The following is a 17,333-nucleotide window of genomic DNA, read 5'->3' as shown; positions in this document are numbered from 1 at the left end:
GGCTCCTCTGCGGCGGTGCGGCTAGCGCTTGGTCAGTTCGATCTCGGGGATCGTCGGTCCGCCCGAGGCCCGCTCGCCGTCCACGAAGACGGGGGACGGCTTCCGGGTGATCCGAAGGGTGATGTAGATCGCGACCAGGGCGGACAGCGCCATCAGATAGACCAGCATCCCGCGCGCGCCCATGGCCTGCATCAGGCCGGTCGCGACGACAGGCCCGACCGCCGCGCCCGTACCCCACAGGAAGAGGAGCTGGGCCGAGAGCCCCACCGCCTGCTCGCGGCCGATCCGCAGATAGGCATGGGTGACGGCCACCGTGTAGAGCGGGATGCTGCACCCGCCGATCAGCGCGAACAGCGAGAACAGCCACACACGTGCCTGAGCCACATCGGCTGCCTGGATCACCAGCAGCGTCGCGGCCGTCGCGGTGACGAGGCTGGCCGCGACCAGCATGATCAGGCGGCTGGCGACGCGGTCGGCCAGCAGGCTCATGGGCCATTGCATCAGCAGCGCGCCGACCTGGATTCCCGCCGTCAGCAGGATCGTGTTGCGCTGGTTGAGCCCGGCGAGGATGCCATAGGCCGGGATCACGCTCGTCAGCGGGCCGCTGACCAGCCCGACATAGAGGCACCCAACCACGGCGGCGGGCGCCTGCCGCCAGAGCGCGCGCAGGCCCACCGCGACCACGTCGCTCGACTCCGGCCCGCGCGCCCGCGTCAGCGCCACCGGGATCAGCGCGATCGAGAACACCATGCTGGCGAGCAGGAACACGTTCTGCGACTGGATGGCGACATAGCCGACGCCGATCTGCGAGCCGATCATCGCCACCCGGTTGAGCAGCTGGTAGACGCCGAAGATGCGCCCGCGCCTTGCCCCGCTGGCCTGCCCGCTGATCCAGCTTTCGATGCAGATGCCATGGCCCGCCGCGGCCAGCCCCATCAGCAGGCGCGGGCCGCCCCACCAGGGCTCGGGGATGAGCGCGAAGCTCAGCGTCGCCGCCGCCTGGAGGGCGGCGAAGACGGCGAAGGCGCGGATATGCCCGATCCGGCGCACCAGCGACGGCATCGCGAAGCAGCCGATCAGAAAGCCGACGGAATAGGCCGAGGCCACGAGGCCGATGAGCAGCGGCGGCTGCCCGGCGATCGCCATGCGCAGCGGCACCACCGTGTTGACGATGGTGCCCGCGAGCTGCAGCAGAAGGGCCCCCGAGACGATGGCTCCCAATGCGGCGAAGGAACCCGTCGCGGGCTTCTGCGTCGTCATGGGGCCACGCCCGGCATCGGGTGCGGAAACCGGACCATGACCTTGGGAAAGCGACCTTGCGCGGGGCGTCCCGCACCATATCTCGCGCTCTCAACGATGAAGGCTACGCCTATGCAGACCAACGATTTCCGCTTTCCCGGAGTTCTGAATTCGAAGGAGCTTCTCGTCGCTGAGGCCGTGCAGGCGCGGGCCTGGGCGGTTCTGTCCGGAAAAGGTCGCTTCCGTGACGATGATGAAGCCGCCAGGGCCAGGCTCGGCGGCATCGTCGTCCGCCTGATGGCGGACGGCTCGCAGTCGGTCGGGGATCTCGCCAGCGCCGCGATCGACAGCTTCGAGAGGGCGGCGAGCTGATCGAGGCCGGAGGGCAGGGCGGGCTCCATACGCAATCTCTTCGATCCGGCTCGGGCCGCGACGGCCCGAGTCGCGAGCATAACAGCACGATGCACGCCACCCGGAAATGGCGCGGGACGCAAGCCGGCGGTGTCCCGGCGTGGAGGCGCAGCGCTGCGGGCGCTGTTCCCGCGCGGCGCTAACCCTGCAGGATCTTGTCGATGGTGATCGGCAGGCTGCGGATGCGCTTTCCGGTGGCGTGATGGACCGCGTTGGCGATGGCCGCTGCCGTTCCCACCACGCCGATCTCGCCCAGCCCCTTCACGCCGATCGGGCTCGTCTTCTCATCGCGCTCCTCGACGAAGATCACCTCGATGTCGTGGATGTCGGCGTTGACCGGCACATGGTACTCGGCGAGCGAGTGGTTCATGATCCGGCCGAGGCGATGGTCGGTCAGGGTTTCCTCGTGCAGCGCCATGCCGATCCCCCAGACGACGCCGCCGAGGATCTGGCTGCGGGCCGTCTTCGGGTTCAGGATGCGCCCGGCCGCGACGGCGTTGACGATGCGCGTCACCCGCAACACCCCCAGCTCCTCGTCGATCCTGACCTCGGCGAAGACCGCCGAATGCGTATAGGAGGAGTGGCTCTTGGGCAGCATCATGCCGATCAGCCCGGGGCCTGCGGACTCGGTCGCCGCGATCCGGTCCTGACCGCTGGCGGCAACGATATCCGCCAGCGTCACGACATGGGAGGGTTCCTTCAGGCTTCGGACGTGGCCCCCCTCGAAGATCACGTCGTCAGCCCCGGCGCCGGCGAGCGGGGAGCCTTCGGCCGTGGCACGCGTCAGCAGGGCCGCGCGCAGGCTGCCGCAGGCCGCCGCGACGGCACTGCCGGCCGAGGCCGCGGTCCAGGACCCGCCCTGGACGGGCGCCTCAGGCAGCGTCGAATCGCCGAGCGCGACGTCGACCGCGTTCATCGGCAGGCCGAGCGCATCGGCGGCGATCTGGGCCAAGATCGTATAGGTGCCGGTGCCGATGTACGAGGTGGCGCAGGCGATGGCGAGACGGCCGTCGGCGGTGAGCGTCGCCCGCGCCGAGGTCTTCATCATGTTGGCCTCCCAGACGCCGCTCGCCATGCCCCAACCGATCAGCTCGCGCCCTTCCCGCATCGAGCCTGGCCGTGGATCGCGCCGGCTCCAGCCGAAGCGCTCGGCACCCTCGCGATAGCAGGCGCGCAGCTCCTTCGAGGTGAAGGGCTTGCCGTCGTTCTCGTCCCGCTCGGCATAGTTGCGCAGGCGCAGCTCGACCGGGTCGACGCCCGTAGCCACCGCCAGTTCGTCCATCGCGCTTTCCAGGGCGAAGACGCCGAGCGGTGCGCCGGGCGCACGCATGTCGCCGGGCGTGTAGGTGTCGAGCTTGGCCAGTTCGTAGCGCAGATCGACATGTTCGGCCGGGTAGAGCAGGCCCGACCAGTTCACCACCACCTCCTGATGGTCCTCGAAGCGCGAGGTCGCCGCGATCGCCTGATGCTGGATCGAGTGCAGCTTGCCGTCCTCGCCCGCCCCCAGCGAGACCAGGTTGACGGTCTCAGGCCGGTGGACATGACCGAACATCTGCTGGCGCGTCAGCTCGACGCGCACCGAGCGCTCGAGGGCGAGCGACGCCATGACCGCGAGGAAGAGCTGGTGCTGGGGGCGCAGGCCCGAGCCGAAGCCGCCGCCGACGAAAGGCGACACGACGCGCACATCGTCCCCGGAGAGCCCGAAGACGTTGGTGACATAGGCCTGGCTGTTCTGGACGCCCTGCGTCTTGTCGTGGACGGTGAGCTTGCCGCCGCCCTCCCAGACCACCGTCGTGGCGTGGGGCTCAATCGGATTGTGGTGCTCGCTGGCGATGGCGTATTCGCCGGCGATCCGCACCGGCGCGGCTGCGAAAGCCTGCTGCGCGTCGCCGCGCGGGGCGGGCGGTGGCGCGATGCCGTTGCGCTTTTTCGGCGGCTCGTAGCTGTCGTGCCGGGCGCGGTCGAGATCGGTCTCGTGCGGCTGGCGCTCATAGGACACGCCGACAAGGCCTGCCGCCTCTCGGGCGGCCTCGAAGCTCTCCGCCACGACCAGCGCGACCGGCTGCCCGCTATACTGGATCTCGTCGCTGGAGAGCGGCCGGAAGGGCGCGCCCGGAGGGGCGACCATGTCGCGGTATTTGTAGTCGAACCAGGCCGTCTTCGGCCGGTTCTCATGGGTGAAGACCCTGACGACGCCGGGCAGGGCCTCGGCTGCGGCGGTATCGATCGACAGGATCCGCCCGCGCGCGATCGCACTCTCGACGATGTAGCCATGGGCGAGGTCGGCGGCCGTAAACTCGGCCGCATAGGTCGCCTGCCCCGTCACCTTGGCGGGTCCGTCGACGCGGCTGCGGGGCGAGCCGACATGAAGGTCGTTCTTCAGCATGATCGGAAGCCTTTCAGGCGATGCGCTTGTCGGTCTGCGATTGCGGGGTGCCGGCGGCCGCCTGTCCGAGCGCGCGGAGGATGGCGCGTCGGGCGAGCTCGATCTTGAAGGCGTTGTGCTCATGGCCCTGCGCACCCGCGAGCAGTTGCGTCGCGGCCGCGGCGAAGGCGGCCTCGTCGGCGGGCGAGCAGACCAGCGCCGCTTCCGCTTCCTCACGGCGCCAGGGCTTGTGCGCCACCCCACCGAGGGCCAGCCGGGCCGCCACGATACGCCCCTCCCGGATGTCGAGGGCCGCCGCAACCGAGACCAGCGCGAAGGCATAGGACAGGCGGTCCCGCAGCTTCAGATAGCTGTGATGGCCGGCGAAGGCTCCGGCCTCCGGCGGCAGTAGAACGGCTTCGACGATCTCGCCGGGCTGCAGCGTGTTGTCGCGCTCCGGCGCATCGCCCGGCAGGCGATGATAGTCGGCAAAGGGAATGCGGCGCGCCCCGTTCGGACCCTCGACGCGGACCTCGGCGCCCAGCGCCGCCAGCGCCACGCACATGTCGGACGGATGCGTCGCGATGCAGTGCTCGCTCGCGCCGAGGATGGCGTGAATGCGGTTGACGCCGCCGATCGCGGGGCAGCCCGAGCCCGGCTCGCGCTTGTTGCACGGGGTTTTCGTATCGTAGAAGTAATAGCAGCGGGTGCGCTGGTTCAGGTTGCCGCCGGTCGTCGCCGCATTGCGCAGTTGCGGCGTCGCGCCGGCCAGGATCGCGCTCGCCAAAAGCGGGAAGCGGGTGGTTACGCGCGCGTCCTCCGCGACCGTTCGGTTCGGCACCAGCGCGCCGATCCGCAGGCCGCCCTCATCGGTGTCGTCGATGCCGTTCAGCGCCGCGATCCGGGTGACGTCGACCAAGGCCGAAGGCGTCTCGACGCCGTACTTCATCAGATCGACGAGATTGGTGCCGCCCGCCACGATCCGCGCATCCGGCGTGGCGCAGAGAGCCTGCACGGCATCCGCGACGCTGTCGGCGCGGTGATAGGAAAAGCGCTTCATTCCGCGGCCTCCTGCAGCGGCTGCCGCTTGCAGCCGACCACGTCCTCGATCGCATCGACGATGTTGGTATAGGCGCCGCAGCGGCAGAGGTTGCCGCTCATGAATTCGCGGATCTCCTCGCGGCTGGTGGCGTGCCCTTCCTCGATCAGCGCCACCGCCGAGCAGATCTGCCCCGGCGTGCAGTAGCCGCACTGGAAGGCGTCATGCTCGATGAAGGCGGCCTGCAGCGGGTGCAGGCGCCCGTCCTGCGCCAGCCCCTCGATGGTGGTGATCGCCTTGCCGTCCTGCATCACCGCGAGCTGCAGGCAGCTGTTGAAGCGCTGGCCGTCGATCAGCACCGTGCAGGCGCCGCACTGGCCGTGGTCGCAGCCCTTCTTCGTTCCCGTGAGGTCGAGATGGTTGCGCAGCAGATCGAGCAGCGTCGTGACGGGCGAGACCGACAGCGAGCGCGGCTCGCCGTTCAGGGTGATCTGGATCGGGACGGTCTGCGTCCCGGCGACGGCGTGCTCGGACAAGGCCTTCGTCTCCTCGGTTCGGCGGCGGCAAAGTGGGCAGGCATGCGGACCAGCCGGCCTCGCGGGGGCTCGCGGCTCGTCCCGCGACAACAGGGAGCGGCGGCTCAGGTTCCAAAACTTCTCATTGGACGCATTGGAAAGACGGCCGGAGGCGTTTCGGGAACCTGGCCGGCCGCGGCTGGTTCCGATCGGCGGGCCCGGGATGGGCGCCGTCCGCGAAACAAGGGCTTGTCTCGACGGCGAGTCGCGAAACGGGAGACATTATGGACCGCAGAACTGCCCTGCTCGGCCTGACGGGAGCGCTTGTCGCCGGCTCACCCGCGGCCGCATCCGCCCAGACGCCTGTCACCATCGACCGCGTCGAGGGCGCAGGCAGAGGGCGCAGGCCCGCGATTCTGCTGCTCCACGGCGCCGACGGCATCACGCGGCGCGCGCAGTACCAGTTCGCCGCCAATGCGCTGGCGGGGCAGGGCTACACCGTGCTGTTTCCGCATTACTTCGAGGTCACCGGCGAGCAGCGCGCCTCCTTCGGCGAGATCGGCCGCAAGTACCCGGTCTGGCGCGGTGGCCTCGCCTCGGTGATCGAGTCGGTCCGCAAGGACCCGGCGATCGACGCCTCGCGCCTCGCGATCGTCGGCATTTCGCTGGGCGGCGCGCTCGCCTTGTCGCTCGCCGCGCGTGACGGGCGCATCGGCGCCGTCGTCAGCTATTTCGGCTTCCTGCCGGAGGATCTCGACGGGGGCCGGCCACGGGCGCCGACGCTGATCCTCCACGGCTCCGCCGACCGGATCGTCCCCGTCCGCAATGCGCAGCGCATCGAGGCGCTGCTGCGCGGCCGCGGTGTGCCGGTCGAGACGCAGATCTATCCGGGCGAGGGCCACGGCTTCAGCCAGGCCGCCCAGCTCGACGCGGCCACCCGCAGCGTCGCCTTCCTGCGCCGGCATCTCGGCGCCTGAGCGGCGCCGAGATGCCGGCCGTCGGCCTCAGCCGCCGACGGTCAGCATGATCTTGCCTAGATGGGCGCTCGACTCCATCAGCGCGTGGCCCTGCCGCGCCTGGTTCGAGCGGGAAGGTCGCGTGGATGATCGGCTTCACGGCGCCGGCCTCCAGCAGCGGCCAGATTTCCGCCCGCAGCTTCGCGGCGATCTCCGCCTTGAGCGCGACCGAGCGCGGCCGCAGGGTTGAGCCGGTGAGCGTCAGCCGGCGGATCATCATCGCGGTCAGGTTGAGCTCGGCCTTCGGTCCCTGCAGGAAGGCGATCTGCACCAGCCGCCCTTCGACCGCCAGCGCGGCGATGTTGCGCTGGATATAGGGCCCGCCGACCATGTCGAGGATGACATTGACGCCCTTTCCGTCCGTCAGCCGCTTGACCTCGGCGAGGAAATCCTGCTGCCGGTAGTCGATCGCCTCATCGGCCCCCAGCGACCGGCAGAAATCGCACTTCTCGGCCGACCCGGCCGTCGCATAGACGGTCGCTCCCGCCTGCTTGGCGAGCTGGATCGCGGTCGAGCCGATGCCGCTCGAGCCGCCATGGATCAGGATGGTCTCGCCGGCACTCAGCCGCCCGCGGGTGAAGACGTTGTCGTAGACGGTGAAATAGGTCTCGGGCAGGCCGGCGGCCTCCAGCAGCGAGAGCGGCTTCGGCACCGGCAGGCAGAGCACCTCATCGGCAACGGCATATTCGGCATAGCCGCCGCTGATCAGCAGCGCACAGGCGGCCTCGCCGATGCGGCTCTCGGCCACGCCCGCGCCGACCGCGACGATCCGGCCGGAGACTTCGAGCCCCGGCACCTTGGTCGCGCCGGGCGGCGGTGGATAGCCGCCCGCCCGCTGCAGGCAGTCGGGCCGGTTGATGCCGGCCGCCGCGACCGCGATCAGCACCTGGCCCGCGCCCGGCTGCGGCACCGGGGCCGTCTCGATCTCGATCACTTCCGGCCCGCCGGGCCCGGAAAAGCGCACCTGCTTCATCGTCTGCGGCAAAGCCATCATCGTCTCCATGGGGCGGCGCGCGGAGGCGCCTTCGCCGCACCTTGTGGCGACGAGGCGCTGCCGGTTCAAGGGCCGGGACGCCCGGACGCTTACTGCAGCAGGCGCGGCAGCCAGAGGCTGATCGCCGGGACATAGGTGATCAGCGCCAGGCTCAGCAGCAGCGGCACCAGCCAGGGCAGGATCGCCATCGTCGTCCGCTGGAAGCTGAGATTGGCGACGCGCGCGAGCACGAAGAGCACGAGCCCCATCGGCGGATGCAGCAGGCCGATCATCAGGTTCAGCACCATGACGAGCCCGAAATGCACGGGGTCGATGCCGAGCTTGAGCACGATCGGCAACAGGATCGGCGTCAGGATGGTGATCGCCGCCGTAGGCTCGAGAAAGCAGCCGACGAACAGCATCAGCGCATTCGCCAGAAGCAGGAACATCGCCGGGTCGGAGGTGAAGGCCAGCACCCAGCCGGCGATCATCTCCGTGGTGCGCGAGACCGCCAGAACCCAGCCGAAGACCGAAGCCGCCGAGACGATGAAGAGCACCGTCGCGGTCAGTTCCACCGTCTCCATCGAGGCCTTGATCACCATCCGGCCGCTCAGCGTGCGGTACCAGACGGTGCCCAGAAAAATCGCCCAGACGCAGGCCGCGATGGCGCCTTCGGTCGCAGTGAACAGGCCCGATGTCATGCCGCCGATCAGCAGCACCGGCGTCATCAGCGGCAGCACGGCGGCAAAGCGAAAGACCCTGTCGGCGGCCAGCAGCAGGGCGAAGCCGGCGACGACCGCGATGCGCGGCGAGACACCGGCATCGACCGCAAGCCAGATCGCCAGCGGAAAACCGGCCACGATCGCCAACTCGCCCAGCACGCGCAGGATCCGCGGCCATTCGAACGGCACATCGCCACCCCACTTGTTCCTGTGGGCGTAGAAGCTGACCGTCGCCATCATCAGCAGGGCCATGACGATGCCGGGCACGATGCCGGCGAGGAAGAGCTTCCCGATCGAGACATTCGCCATCATCCCGTAGACGACGAAGGGCAGGGAAGGCGGAATGATCGGGCCCAGCGTCGCCGACGCTGCCGTGATGCCGACGGCGAACTCGACATTGTAGCCATGCTCGCGCATCGCCTTGATCTCGATCGTGCCGAGCCCCGCCGCATCCGCGACCGCCGTGCCCGACATGCCCGAGAAGATCACCGAGCCGACGACGTTGACGTGGCCGAGCCCGCCCCGCATCCAGCCGACGAGGCCGAGTGCGAAATTGTAGATCCGGTTGGTGATTCCGGCCGAGTTCATCAGGTTGCCGGCGAAAATGAAGAAGGGCACCGCCAGCAGCGGAAACGAATCGAGCCCCGCGAACATTCGGTGGATGATCACGAAATCGGGCGCGATGCCGGTCGCCAGGATGTAGATCAGCGACGAGCCCGCCATCGCGATGGCGACGGGGATGCCCGAGCCCATCAGGGCGAGGAAGAGCAGTTTGAAGGACAGCGCGCTCATGAAGAAGCGCTCGCCGTCTCCGGGCGTTCCAGTACGCTGTAGCCGTTCGCCCAGTTGCGCAGCGCGACCTGGATCGCGCGCAGCGTCATCGCCGCGAAGCTCAGCATGACGACCCCATAGACCCAGCCGATCGCGATCGGCGCGACCGACATGGGCTGTCCGCCGATGCGGGAGATCAACTGCCAGGTCAGCCAGACGGCGTAGCCGAAGAAGGCGATCCGCCCGAGATCGACCAGCGTCGAGAGCGGCCGCGTGATCCAGCGCGGCAGCCAGTGATAGAAGAAGTCGACGTGGATATGGCTGTTCTTGCGCACCGAGCCGACGATGCCGACGAACACCGTGCAGACCAGCAGATAGCGCGCGATTTCCTCGGTCCAGGCGGCCGAATCGTTCAGGGCGTAGCGCGTGAAGAACTGGTGGAACACCGTCGCCCCCAGCACGCAGAACACCGCGAAGCCGAGCCAGTCTTCGATCGCATAGACCGAGAGGTCGATCGCCTCGTCCTCGACCTGGAATTCGCCCTTTTCGTTGAGGACAGCGGGCTGGTCGTCGAGGCGGGCCGGCGTGGTCATGGGGAAGAGTCCACAGCCAGCTTACTTCAGTGCCACCAGCGCGTCGAAATCGGCCTGGACGAAGCCGAAATCCGCGGGCTTCGAACTCGCCAGCACGGCCTTCTGGAAGGCGGCCTTGTCGACCGCATGGATCGTGGTGGTGCCGGCCTTGACGATCTCCTGGCGCAGCTTGTCGTCCTCGTCGCGGATCAGGGTTGAGGCGTGCAGGCTGCCCTCCTGCATCGCCAGGACGAAGATCGCCTTGTCCGCGTCGGAGAGCTTCTTCCAGGTCGCGCCGCCGATCACCGTGTTGAGCACGTCGATGACGTGGCCGGTGAGCATGATGTGCTTCTGCACCTCGTGGAATTTCTTCGACCAGATCGTGTTGAAGGCGTTCTCCTGCGCGTCGACGACGCCGCTCTGCAGGGCCGTGTAGACCTCGGCCAGTGCGATCGGCGTCGGGTTGGCCGAGAGCGCCTTGGGGAAGGCCATATAGGCGGCGGCGTCGGGCACGCGGATCTTCAGCCCCTTCATGTCGGCGGGCGTCAGGATCGGCCGGCTGGAGGTGACGTGCCGCTCGGCGGCATAGGTCAGCGCGACGATGCGGTTGCCGGTCGCCTTCTCGTAGCCATCGGCGAGCCGCTTGTAGAGGTCGCTCTTCGCATAGGCCTGGACATGGTCGAAATCGCGGAAGGCGAAGGGGAAATAGGTCACGCCGAGCGGCTTCGAGACCTGGGCCTGGAAGCTCGCGGCGCTGATGATGATGTCGACCGTGCCGAGCGACAGGCCCTGGTTGAGATCCGATTCCTTGCCGAGCGTGGCGGAGGGGTAGAGCTGGATCTTGTAGCGCCCGCCGGTGCGTTGCTCGATCAGTTCGGCGGCCTTGACCGCACCCTTGTGATGGGGCTCGGCCGGCTCATAGACATAGGCCCATTTCAGCGTGGTCTGGGCCTGCGCCGGCAGGGCGGCGAAGGATAGCGCTGCCGCGGCGAGAGCCGCCAGCAGACCGCGGGGCATCGAGGCCTTGGTGGTCACCGTCATTCCCGTCTCTCCCCTAAGCTGCTGTCTTGCGTCGGCGCTCGATCCGGCCGCTCGCGTCCGGATGTCGGCACAGCAAGCGACATGCCAGCCGAACGCTGCCGTTCCCGGACGATAGCGCCTGAAATGTATGCGGAAGACAAGCACGATTGTTCGCAATCTGTGCACATTGTGCACGCACTATGCGTGTGGTAGCCGGTCGCTGCACCGCGATGGGAGACACCGTGCAATGCGAAACACCTTGCGCCGGCAATTGGCCGAGGGCCGCACGCCGATCGGGCTCGCGGCCTGCGTCATCCGAACGACCGAGATCGTCACCGTCACGCGCAGCTGCGGCTTCGATTTCCTGCTCGTCGACATGGAGCATGGGCCGATCGCGATCGGCGACGCGGCCTCGATCAGCGTCACCGCCTTCGAGGCCGGGCTGCCCTGCCTGGTCCGCGTCGGCGGACCCTATGCACCGGATCTGGCGCGCGTGCTCGACTGCGGCGCCGAGGGCGTGGTCGTGCCCCATGTCGAGACGGCCGCGGAGGCGCGATTGATCGTCGAGAAATGTCGCTTCCAGCCGCTCGGCAAGCGCTCACTGCCGAGCCCGCTGGCGCGGCTGGGCTTCCAGGTGCCCCCGGCCGCGGAGATGACCAGGCGGATCGAGGCGGACACATTCGTCGTCGCCATGGTTGAGAGTGCAGGCGGCGTCGCTGAGGCCGGTGCCATCGCGGCTGTCCCCGGCATCGACGCCGTCATCATCGGGGCCAACGACCTCGCCGCCGACATGGGGCATCTGGGAGCGGTCGACGATCCAAAGGTTCTGGCGGCTTTTGCGGCCGTCGCGGCGGCGACGCGCGCGCAGGGCAAGATCTTCGGGGTCATCGGCGTCGGCGCGGCGCTGCTGCAGTCGCATGCGCTCGATCTCGGCGCCCGGCTGATCGTCGCCACCAACGACATCAACCTGCTGATCGACCAGGGAACCGCGGTCGCGCAGACGCTGCGCGAGCGTACCGGGCAGGCCGCTCCCGCCGCCCGGTGAGCGCCGCTCAAGGCCGCATCCGCGCTAGTCGGCTCCCGGGGCGAGCCGGCAGGTCGAGCGCGTGAAGACCTCGATCTGCGACAGGGCGGCATCGAGTGTCGCGAAGGGGCCGTGCTTCATCGCGCGCATGCTCTCGGCGACGCGCTCTCCGGGAATGATTCGGTATTCGTCCGGCGCCGCCAGCTCGACGCGCCCCATATTGCGTCCGAGCAGGTCGATCAGAGCCCAGCTCGTCGGGCCGCTGGGCGTTACGATGATGTCCATGGTCTGCTCCGCAGGCACATCGCCCGGCCGCGAGGATCGCACGTTTCAAGGCTTTCCGCCTCTCCCTTCGGACGGCCTGCGGCACCTGTACAACGGCGCATCGGAAAGGCCTGCGGAGCCGCGTTATTTACCAGCCGTTAACCATTGGCTGAATACACCGAAGACACCGAAAATTTACCAAGATGACCGCCGTGTTAACCAAACCCAGGCCCATCCGCCTCAAGGGGCGCTCCTACCTTGCCTTGACGCTGACCCCCGAGTTGCCGCTCGAGGACTGGCTGATCCGGCTCGACGAACTGGCCGCGCTCTCGGCCGGCTTCTTCCTGCGGCGGCCCGTCGTGCTCGACATCGAGGGGCTCGAACTGGACCGGGCGGAGCTGCGCGACCTCGTCGGCAAGCTCTCCGGTCGTGGCGTCCGGATCATGGGCATCGAGGGGGCCACGGCCTCGATGCTGGGCTCGGATCTGCCGCCGGCGATGTCCGGCGGGCGCTCGACCGCCGATGTCGAGCCACCGGCTGCCGAGGCGGCGCCAGTGCCGGAAGCGGTGGCCCCCGAAAGCGTCGTTCGCTCCGATCCGACGCCGGGCAAGCCGACGCCCTCGATCATCGTCACCCAGCCGGTGCGCTCGGGCCAGTCGCTGTTCTTCCCGGAAGGGGACGTCACCATCGTCGGCTCGGTCGCCTCGGGCGCCGAGGTCGTCGCGGGCGGCTCGATCCATGTCTACGGCACGCTGCGGGGCCGGGCGCTCGCCGGCACCATGGGCAACGCCTCGGCGCGCATCTTCTGCAGCCGGCTCGAGGCGGAGCTGCTGGCGATCGACGGCTTCTACAAGACCGCCGAGGACATGGAGCCGGAGTTGCGCGGCAAGGCCGTGCAGATCTGGCTCGAAGGCGAAACATTCAAGGTCGGGTCGATCGCCTGACCGGGCGACATCGGGATAATCGGGAGAGGTCTATGGGCAAGGTCATCGTGGTCACCTCGGGCAAGGGGGGCGTCGGCAAGACGACGTCGTCCGCCGCGCTGGGGGCAGCGCTCGCCAAGGGTGGCGACAAGGTCGTGGTGGTGGATTTCGACGTCGGGCTGCGTAATCTCGACCTCGTCATGGGGGCCGAGCGGCGGGTCGTCTACGACCTCGTTAACGTCATCCAGGGTGAGGCGAAGCTCACCCAGGCGCTGATCCGCGACAAGCGCGTCGAGACGCTCTACCTGCTGCCGGCCTCGCAGACCCGCGACAAGGACAACCTGACCGCCGAGGGCGTGGAGAAGGTCATCGGCGCGCTGAAGAGCGTCTTCGACTGGGTGATATGCGACAGCCCCGCCGGCATCGAGCGCGGCGCGACGCTGGCCATGCGCCATGCTGACGTCGCCATCGTGGTGACCAATCCGGAGGTCTCCTCGGTGCGCGATTCCGACCGCATCATCGGCCTGCTCGATTCCAAGACGCTGCGCGCCGAGAACGGCGAGCACATGGAGAAGCACCTGCTGCTGACCCGCTACGACCCCGTCCGGGCCGAGCGCGGCGACATGCTCAAGGTCGACGACGTGCTGGAGATCCTCTCCATCCCGCTGCTCGGCATCATCCCCGAGAGCATGGACGTTCTGCGGGCCTCCAATCTCGGCTCGCCGGTGACGCTGGCGGATGACCGCAGTGCCCCCTCGATCGCCTATTTCGAAGCCGCGCGCCGGCTCCAGGGCGAGAACCTGCCGATCATGATCCCGGGCGAGAAGCGGGGCTTCTTCGGCAAGATCTTCGGAAGGAAGGCGGCATGAACCTGCGTCGTTTCTTCTCGCGCGTGCAGTCGGCGCCGGCCGCTCGCGAGCGCCTCAAGGTCCTGCTGGCGCATGAGCGCGCCGCGGTCGGCGATTCCGATCTCGTCGCCAAGCTCAGGGACGAGATCCTGCGCGCGATCTCGAAGCATATGCAGATCGACGCCGACAAGGTCAGCGTCACGATGGAGCGCGGCGCCCAGGTCTCGACGCTCGCCGTCGATATCGAGATCCCCTTCGACGTCGCCCGCAAGGCCGCCTGAACGGGCTGCGCCGCGCCGCAGCCATCCCGAACAGAGCCCGGCGGCTGCGGTGCGCCGGGCTCTCTTTGGTTTGCAGATTACAACAATACTTGTAGTATTGCAGGATGCATGACGAAGCCGCCATCGAAGCACTCTCCGCCTTGGCGCAGATCGACCGCCTCGCCGCCTTTCGCCTGCTGGTCAGGGCCGGGCCCGAGGGCCTGCCCTCCGGCGAGATCGCGGAACGCCTCGGGATCGCACCGACGCGCATGAGCTTCCACCTGTCAACGCTGGAACGCTCGGGCCTCGTCGCCTCCAGGCGAGAGGGGCGGCACATCCTCTACGCCGCGCGCTTCGTCGAGATGGGGCTGTTGCTCGCCTTCCTCACGGCCGATTGCTGCGGCGGAAACCCGGCGATCTGCGGCGATGTCCTCGCGCTCGCCACGCGCAGCTGCGCGCAGCCCGAGGCCACGCGATGACCGTCACGATCTATCACAACCCCGCCTGCGGGACCTCGCGCAACGTCCTGGCGATGATCCGGGCCTCAGGCGAGGAGCCTGTCGTCATCGAGTATCTGAAGACCCCGCCGGGCTGCGAGACGCTGGTCGGGCTGCTCGCGGCGATGGGGGCGCGGCCACGCGACATCCTCCGCGAGAAGGGCACGCCCTATGCCGAACTCGGCCTCGGCGATCCCTCGCTGAGCGACGATGCCCTGCTCGACGCGATGATGGCGCACCCGATCCTGATCAACCGCCCGATCGTGAACACCCGGCGGGGCACGCGGCTCTGCCGCCCCTCCGAACGCGTGCTGGACCTGCTCGACAACCCCGTCCCGCGCTTCACCAAGGAGGATGGCGAGGTCGTCACCCACCCCGCCGCGCCCCGCTGAGCCGCACCATCCACTGTGGTCCCGCTGCTCCCGCAAGGCCGCACGCCCCTACGACAGATCCTCGGATAATCTCATGCTCGCTTTCGCCATTTTCGCGGCCACGCTCGTCCTCGTCATCTGGCAGCCGCGCGGGCTGGGCATCGGCTGGTCGGCGCTCGGCGGCGCGGCGGTTGCCCTCCTCGCGGGTGTCGTCGGTTGGGCCGATGTCGGCACGGTCTGGACCATCGTCTGGGACGCGACCTTCACCTTCGTCGGCCTGATCGTCATCTCGCTGATCCTCGACGAGGCGGGCTTCTTCGCCTGGGCGGCGCTGCATGTCGCGCGCTGGGGCGGTGGCAACGGCCGGCGGCTGTTCCCGCTGGTGATCCTGCTGGGGGCGGTCATCGCCGCCTTCTTCGCCAATGACGGCGCGGCGCTGCTCTTGACCCCGATCGTGCTGGCGATCCTGCTGCGGCTGAATTTTCCGCCCGCCGGCGCCATGGCCTTCATCGTCGCCTGCGGCTTCGTCGCCGACACGACCTCGCTGCCGCTGGTGATCTCCAACCTCGTCAACATCGTCACGGCGAACTTCTTCGGCATTTCCTTCGCGCGCTATGCGGCGGTGATGCTGCCGGTCGACCTGGCGTCGCTGGCCGCGACACTGCTGGTGCTCTGGCTCTGGTTCGGGCGCGACATCCCGCCGTCCTATGCGGTCGGAGAACTCGAGGCGCCGGCCGCCGCGATCCGCGACAGGGCTGTCTTCCGCGCCGCCTTCCCGCTGCTCGGCGTCCTGCTCGTCGCCTATTTCGCCACGGCGCCGCTCGGCATCCCGATCGCCTTCGTGACGGGAGCCGCCGCATTGCTGCTGATGGCGATCGCCGGGCGCTGGTTCGCAGGCGGCACGGGGGCGGTCGTCTCCGTATCTAAGGTTCTGCGCGGGGCGCCCTGGCAGATCGTGCTGTTCTCGGTCGGGATGTATCTCGTGGTCTACGGCCTCGGGAATGCGGGTCTGACCGACATCGCCGCCGGCATCCTCATCTGGCTGGCCGCACAGGGCAGCTTCGTGGCCACCGTGGGGACAGGGTTCCTGGTCGCCGGCCTCGCCTCCGTGATGAACAACATGCCGGCGACGCTCGTGGGTGCGCTGGCAATCGACCGGGCTGCGGTCGCCCCGCTGACGAAGGAGCTGATGATCTACGCCAATGTCATCGGCAACGATCTCGGCCCGAAATTCACGCCGATCGGCTCGCTCGCGACCCTGCTCTGGCTGCATGTGCTGGCCGGCAAGGGCCAGACCATCGGCTGGGGCCAGTACATGAAGGTCGGGCTCGTCCTGACGCCGCCGGTGCTGTTGGCCGCGCTGCTGGCGCTTTGGCTCTGGCTGCCTGTGGTGTCATGACCCTCACGGCCGTCGATCAAGCTGGACCCTGCGTCCTGGAGGAGAGCCACATGGATGACCCGCTGGACGTGGTGGTCATCGGCGGCGGCCAGGCCGGGCTCGCCTGCGGCTATTTTCTGAAGCGGGCAGGGCTTCGCTTCGCCATTCTGGATGGCGAGGAGAAGCCCGGGGGCGCCTGGCTTCATGCCTGGGATTCGCTGCGGCTGTTCTCGCCGGCGCAGTTGAGTTCGCTGCCGGGCTGGCCGATGCCGGCAAGCCCTGACGGATATCCTGATCGCGATGCGGTGATCGATTATCTGGCGCGCTACGAGGCGCGCTACGGCTTCAACGTCGAGCGGCCGGTCGAGGTCGAGGCCGTCAACCGCGACGGAGCCGGGTTCTCCATCGCAACCAGCGCCGGCACGCGCCGCGCCCGCTTCGTCGTCAGCGCGACCGGAACCTGGCGCCATCCGTTCCGGCCGAGCTATCCGGATCAGGCGCTGTTTGCGGGGCGACAGATTCATTCGGCGGATTACCGCACACCGGGTGCATTCGCCGGCCAACGCGTTCTCGTCGTCGGCGGTGGCAATTCCGGGGCGCAGATCCTGGCCGAGCTGTCGCTTGTGGCCGACGTGACCTGGGTGACGGCGACCCCGCCCGCCTTTTTGCCGGACGATGTCGATGGTCGTGTCCTGTTCGAGCGGGCGACGGCGCGCTGGCGGGCGGCCCAGGAGGGTCGCACGATCGACCTGCCCGTCGGCGGCTTCGGCGACGTCGTGATGGTGCCGCCGGTCAGGGAGGCGCGCGAGCGTGGCGTGCTGCACGCGGTCGCTCCCTTCGTCCGCTTTACCGAAGACGGCGTCGTCTGGGCCGACGGCACGCGCTCGACCGTCGATGCCGTGATCTGGTGCACCGGCTTTCGGCCCGCCTTGTCGCATCTGGCGCCGCTCGGAGTTGTCGGGGAGGATGGCCGAGTCGCGACGAGCGACACGCGGTCCATCGACGAGCCGGGGCTCTGGCTCGTGGGCTATGGCGACTGGACCGGCGCGGCCTCGGCAACCCTGATCGGCGTCATGCTCACGGCCCGTTCGACGGTGGCAGAGATCGCGGCGGCGCTGGCCTGAC

The 17,333-nt window shown here is 68.7% G+C and carries 18 protein-coding genes and 1 pseudogene; 10 read left to right on the top strand and 9 right to left on the bottom strand.

Going from position 1 to position 17,333, the window contains the following annotated elements; genetic code table 11:
- Positions 1 to 21 precede the first annotated feature (21 nt).
- Entirely contained in the window at positions 22 to 1,260 is a 1,239-nt protein-coding gene (locus SJY11_RS23310; protein ID WP_376989093.1) for an MFS transporter, read from the bottom strand.
- A gap of 111 nt (positions 1,261 to 1,371) precedes the next feature.
- Here SJY11_RS23310 and SJY11_RS23305 point away from each other — a divergent pair, with 111 nt between their 5' ends.
- Positions 1,372 to 1,611 (top strand): hypothetical protein, encoded by a 240-nt coding sequence (locus SJY11_RS23305; RefSeq protein WP_376989092.1) that lies wholly within the window; start codon positions 1,372 to 1,374, stop codon positions 1,609 to 1,611.
- A gap of 178 nt (positions 1,612 to 1,789) precedes the next feature.
- Here the strand turns inward: SJY11_RS23305 and SJY11_RS23300 are convergent, their stop codons facing one another.
- Genes SJY11_RS23300 through SJY11_RS23290 form a run of 3 tightly spaced genes read right to left on the bottom strand, consistent with a single transcriptional unit; the run spans position 1,790 to position 5,590 of the window.
- Positions 1,790 to 4,036 carry a xanthine dehydrogenase family protein molybdopterin-binding subunit gene (locus SJY11_RS23300; RefSeq protein ID WP_376989091.1) on the bottom strand — a complete coding sequence of 749 codons (2,247 nt, stop codon included), beginning with the start codon at positions 4,034 to 4,036 and terminating at the stop codon, positions 1,790 to 1,792.
- A 13-nt stretch (positions 4,037 to 4,049) separates the two neighbouring features.
- Complete coding sequence (locus tag SJY11_RS23295; protein WP_376989090.1) at positions 4,050 to 5,075, bottom strand: FAD binding domain-containing protein; 1,026 nt, start codon at positions 5,073 to 5,075, stop codon at positions 4,050 to 4,052.
- Entirely contained in the window at positions 5,072 to 5,590 is a 519-nt protein-coding gene (locus SJY11_RS23290) for a (2Fe-2S)-binding protein (protein ID WP_376989089.1), read from the bottom strand. Before SJY11_RS23290 ends, SJY11_RS23295 begins: the two co-directional genes overlap by 4 nt.
- Before the next feature lie 263 nt (positions 5,591 to 5,853).
- Between SJY11_RS23290 and SJY11_RS23285 the strand changes: the two genes are divergently transcribed.
- Positions 5,854 to 6,546: a dienelactone hydrolase family protein gene (locus tag SJY11_RS23285; protein WP_376989088.1), complete on the top strand. Its 693-nt coding sequence runs from the start codon at positions 5,854 to 5,856 to the stop codon at positions 6,544 to 6,546.
- A gap of 27 nt (positions 6,547 to 6,573) precedes the next feature.
- Here the strand turns inward: SJY11_RS23285 and SJY11_RS23280 are convergent.
- The 4 genes and pseudogenes from SJY11_RS23280 to SJY11_RS23265 all read right to left on the bottom strand — a co-directional run bounded on the left by SJY11_RS23280 (position 6,574) and on the right by SJY11_RS23265 (position 10,664).
- Positions 6,574 to 7,579 (bottom strand): annotated as a pseudogene (locus SJY11_RS23280) (NAD(P)H-quinone oxidoreductase).
- 89 nt (positions 7,580 to 7,668) lie between these two features.
- Complete coding sequence (locus SJY11_RS23275; protein WP_376989087.1) at positions 7,669 to 9,072, bottom strand: TRAP transporter large permease; 1,404 nt, start codon at positions 9,070 to 9,072, stop codon at positions 7,669 to 7,671.
- On the bottom strand, positions 9,069 to 9,644 hold the full coding sequence (locus tag SJY11_RS23270) for a TRAP transporter small permease (protein ID WP_376989086.1): 576 nt from the start codon (positions 9,642 to 9,644) through the stop codon (positions 9,069 to 9,071). Before SJY11_RS23270 ends, SJY11_RS23275 begins: the two co-directional genes overlap by 4 nt.
- Positions 9,645 to 9,665: 21 nt before the next feature.
- Entirely contained in the window at positions 9,666 to 10,664 is a 999-nt protein-coding gene (locus tag SJY11_RS23265) for a sialic acid TRAP transporter substrate-binding protein SiaP (protein ID WP_376989085.1), read from the bottom strand.
- A gap of 226 nt (positions 10,665 to 10,890) precedes the next feature.
- On the opposite strand from SJY11_RS23265, the gene SJY11_RS23260 reads away from it, so the two are divergent.
- On the top strand, positions 10,891 to 11,688 hold the full coding sequence (locus SJY11_RS23260) for an HpcH/HpaI aldolase family protein (RefSeq protein ID WP_376989084.1): 798 nt from the start codon (positions 10,891 to 10,893) through the stop codon (positions 11,686 to 11,688).
- Positions 11,689 to 11,712: 24 nt separating this feature from the next.
- Here the strand turns inward: SJY11_RS23260 and SJY11_RS23255 are convergent, their stop codons facing one another.
- Positions 11,713 to 11,952: a hypothetical protein gene (locus SJY11_RS23255; RefSeq protein WP_376989083.1), complete on the bottom strand. Its 240-nt coding sequence runs from the start codon at positions 11,950 to 11,952 to the stop codon at positions 11,713 to 11,715.
- A 182-nt stretch (positions 11,953 to 12,134) separates the two neighbouring features.
- Between SJY11_RS23255 and minC the strand changes: the two genes are divergently transcribed.
- The 7 genes from minC (at position 12,135) to SJY11_RS23220 (ending at position 17,332) form a co-directional block, all read left to right on the top strand.
- On the top strand, positions 12,135 to 12,875 hold the full coding sequence (gene minC / locus SJY11_RS23250; protein ID WP_376989082.1) for a septum site-determining protein MinC: 741 nt from the start codon (positions 12,135 to 12,137) through the stop codon (positions 12,873 to 12,875).
- A gap of 32 nt (positions 12,876 to 12,907) precedes the next feature.
- Complete coding sequence (gene minD, locus SJY11_RS23245) at positions 12,908 to 13,723, top strand: septum site-determining protein MinD (RefSeq protein ID WP_069053756.1); 816 nt, start codon at positions 12,908 to 12,910, stop codon at positions 13,721 to 13,723.
- Positions 13,720 to 13,983, top strand: coding sequence for a cell division topological specificity factor MinE (gene minE, locus SJY11_RS23240; protein WP_326909184.1), 264 nt, complete (start codon positions 13,720 to 13,722; stop codon positions 13,981 to 13,983). Before minD ends, minE begins: the two co-directional genes overlap by 4 nt.
- A gap of 104 nt (positions 13,984 to 14,087) precedes the next feature.
- Positions 14,088 to 14,441, top strand: coding sequence for an ArsR/SmtB family transcription factor (locus tag SJY11_RS23235; RefSeq protein ID WP_376989081.1), 354 nt, complete (start codon positions 14,088 to 14,090; stop codon positions 14,439 to 14,441).
- Complete coding sequence (arsC, locus tag SJY11_RS23230; protein ID WP_376989080.1) at positions 14,438 to 14,851, top strand: arsenate reductase (glutaredoxin); 414 nt, start codon at positions 14,438 to 14,440, stop codon at positions 14,849 to 14,851. Before SJY11_RS23235 ends, arsC begins: the two co-directional genes overlap by 4 nt.
- Positions 14,852 to 14,924: 73 nt before the next feature.
- Positions 14,925 to 16,229, top strand: a complete 1,305-nt coding sequence (locus tag SJY11_RS23225; protein WP_376989079.1) for an arsenic transporter — start codon at positions 14,925 to 14,927, stop codon at positions 16,227 to 16,229.
- 50 nt (positions 16,230 to 16,279) lie between these two features.
- A complete protein-coding gene (locus SJY11_RS23220; protein ID WP_376989078.1) occupies positions 16,280 to 17,332 on the top strand; it encodes an ArsO family NAD(P)H-dependent flavin-containing monooxygenase in 1,053 nt (350 codons plus the stop codon).
- The last annotated feature ends 1 nt before the right edge of the window (position 17,333 follow it).

Source organism: Allobosea sp. R86505 (genome assembly GCF_042466375.1).
Classification (GTDB): Bacteria; Pseudomonadota; Alphaproteobacteria; order Rhizobiales; family Beijerinckiaceae; genus Allobosea.
This window is presented reverse-complemented; position numbering and strand designations above follow the sequence as displayed.

Bases quoted from the DNA above. Each gene is read 5' to 3' on its own strand.
- SJY11_RS23310 (WP_376989093.1), bottom strand. From the start codon at position 1,260: ATGACGACGCAGAAGCCCGCGACGGGTTCCTTCGCCGCATTGGGAGCC.
- SJY11_RS23305 (WP_376989092.1), top strand. From the start codon at position 1,372: ATGCAGACCAACGATTTCCGCTTTCCCGGAGTTCTGAATTCGAAGGAG.
- SJY11_RS23300 (WP_376989091.1), bottom strand. From the start codon at position 4,036: ATGCTGAAGAACGACCTTCATGTCGGCTCGCCCCGCAGCCGCGTCGAC.
- SJY11_RS23295 (WP_376989090.1), bottom strand. From the start codon at position 5,075: ATGAAGCGCTTTTCCTATCACCGCGCCGACAGCGTCGCGGATGCCGTG.
- SJY11_RS23285 (WP_376989088.1), top strand. From the start codon at position 5,854: ATGGACCGCAGAACTGCCCTGCTCGGCCTGACGGGAGCGCTTGTCGCC.
- SJY11_RS23275 (WP_376989087.1), bottom strand. From the start codon at position 9,072: ATGAGCGCGCTGTCCTTCAAACTGCTCTTCCTCGCCCTGATGGGCTCG.
- SJY11_RS23270 (WP_376989086.1), bottom strand. From the start codon at position 9,644: ATGACCACGCCGGCCCGCCTCGACGACCAGCCCGCTGTCCTCAACGAA.
- SJY11_RS23265 (WP_376989085.1), bottom strand. From the start codon at position 10,664: ATGACGGTGACCACCAAGGCCTCGATGCCCCGCGGTCTGCTGGCGGCT.
- SJY11_RS23260 (WP_376989084.1), top strand. From the start codon at position 10,891: ATGCGAAACACCTTGCGCCGGCAATTGGCCGAGGGCCGCACGCCGATC.
- SJY11_RS23255 (WP_376989083.1), bottom strand. From the start codon at position 11,952: ATGGACATCATCGTAACGCCCAGCGGCCCGACGAGCTGGGCTCTGATC.
- minC (WP_376989082.1), top strand. From the start codon at position 12,135: ATGACCGCCGTGTTAACCAAACCCAGGCCCATCCGCCTCAAGGGGCGC.
- minD (WP_069053756.1), top strand. From the start codon at position 12,908: ATGGGCAAGGTCATCGTGGTCACCTCGGGCAAGGGGGGCGTCGGCAAG.
- minE (WP_326909184.1), top strand. From the start codon at position 13,720: ATGAACCTGCGTCGTTTCTTCTCGCGCGTGCAGTCGGCGCCGGCCGCT.
- SJY11_RS23235 (WP_376989081.1), top strand. From the start codon at position 14,088: ATGCATGACGAAGCCGCCATCGAAGCACTCTCCGCCTTGGCGCAGATC.
- arsC (WP_376989080.1), top strand. From the start codon at position 14,438: ATGACCGTCACGATCTATCACAACCCCGCCTGCGGGACCTCGCGCAAC.
- SJY11_RS23225 (WP_376989079.1), top strand. From the start codon at position 14,925: ATGCTCGCTTTCGCCATTTTCGCGGCCACGCTCGTCCTCGTCATCTGG.
- SJY11_RS23220 (WP_376989078.1), top strand. From the start codon at position 16,280: ATGGATGACCCGCTGGACGTGGTGGTCATCGGCGGCGGCCAGGCCGGG.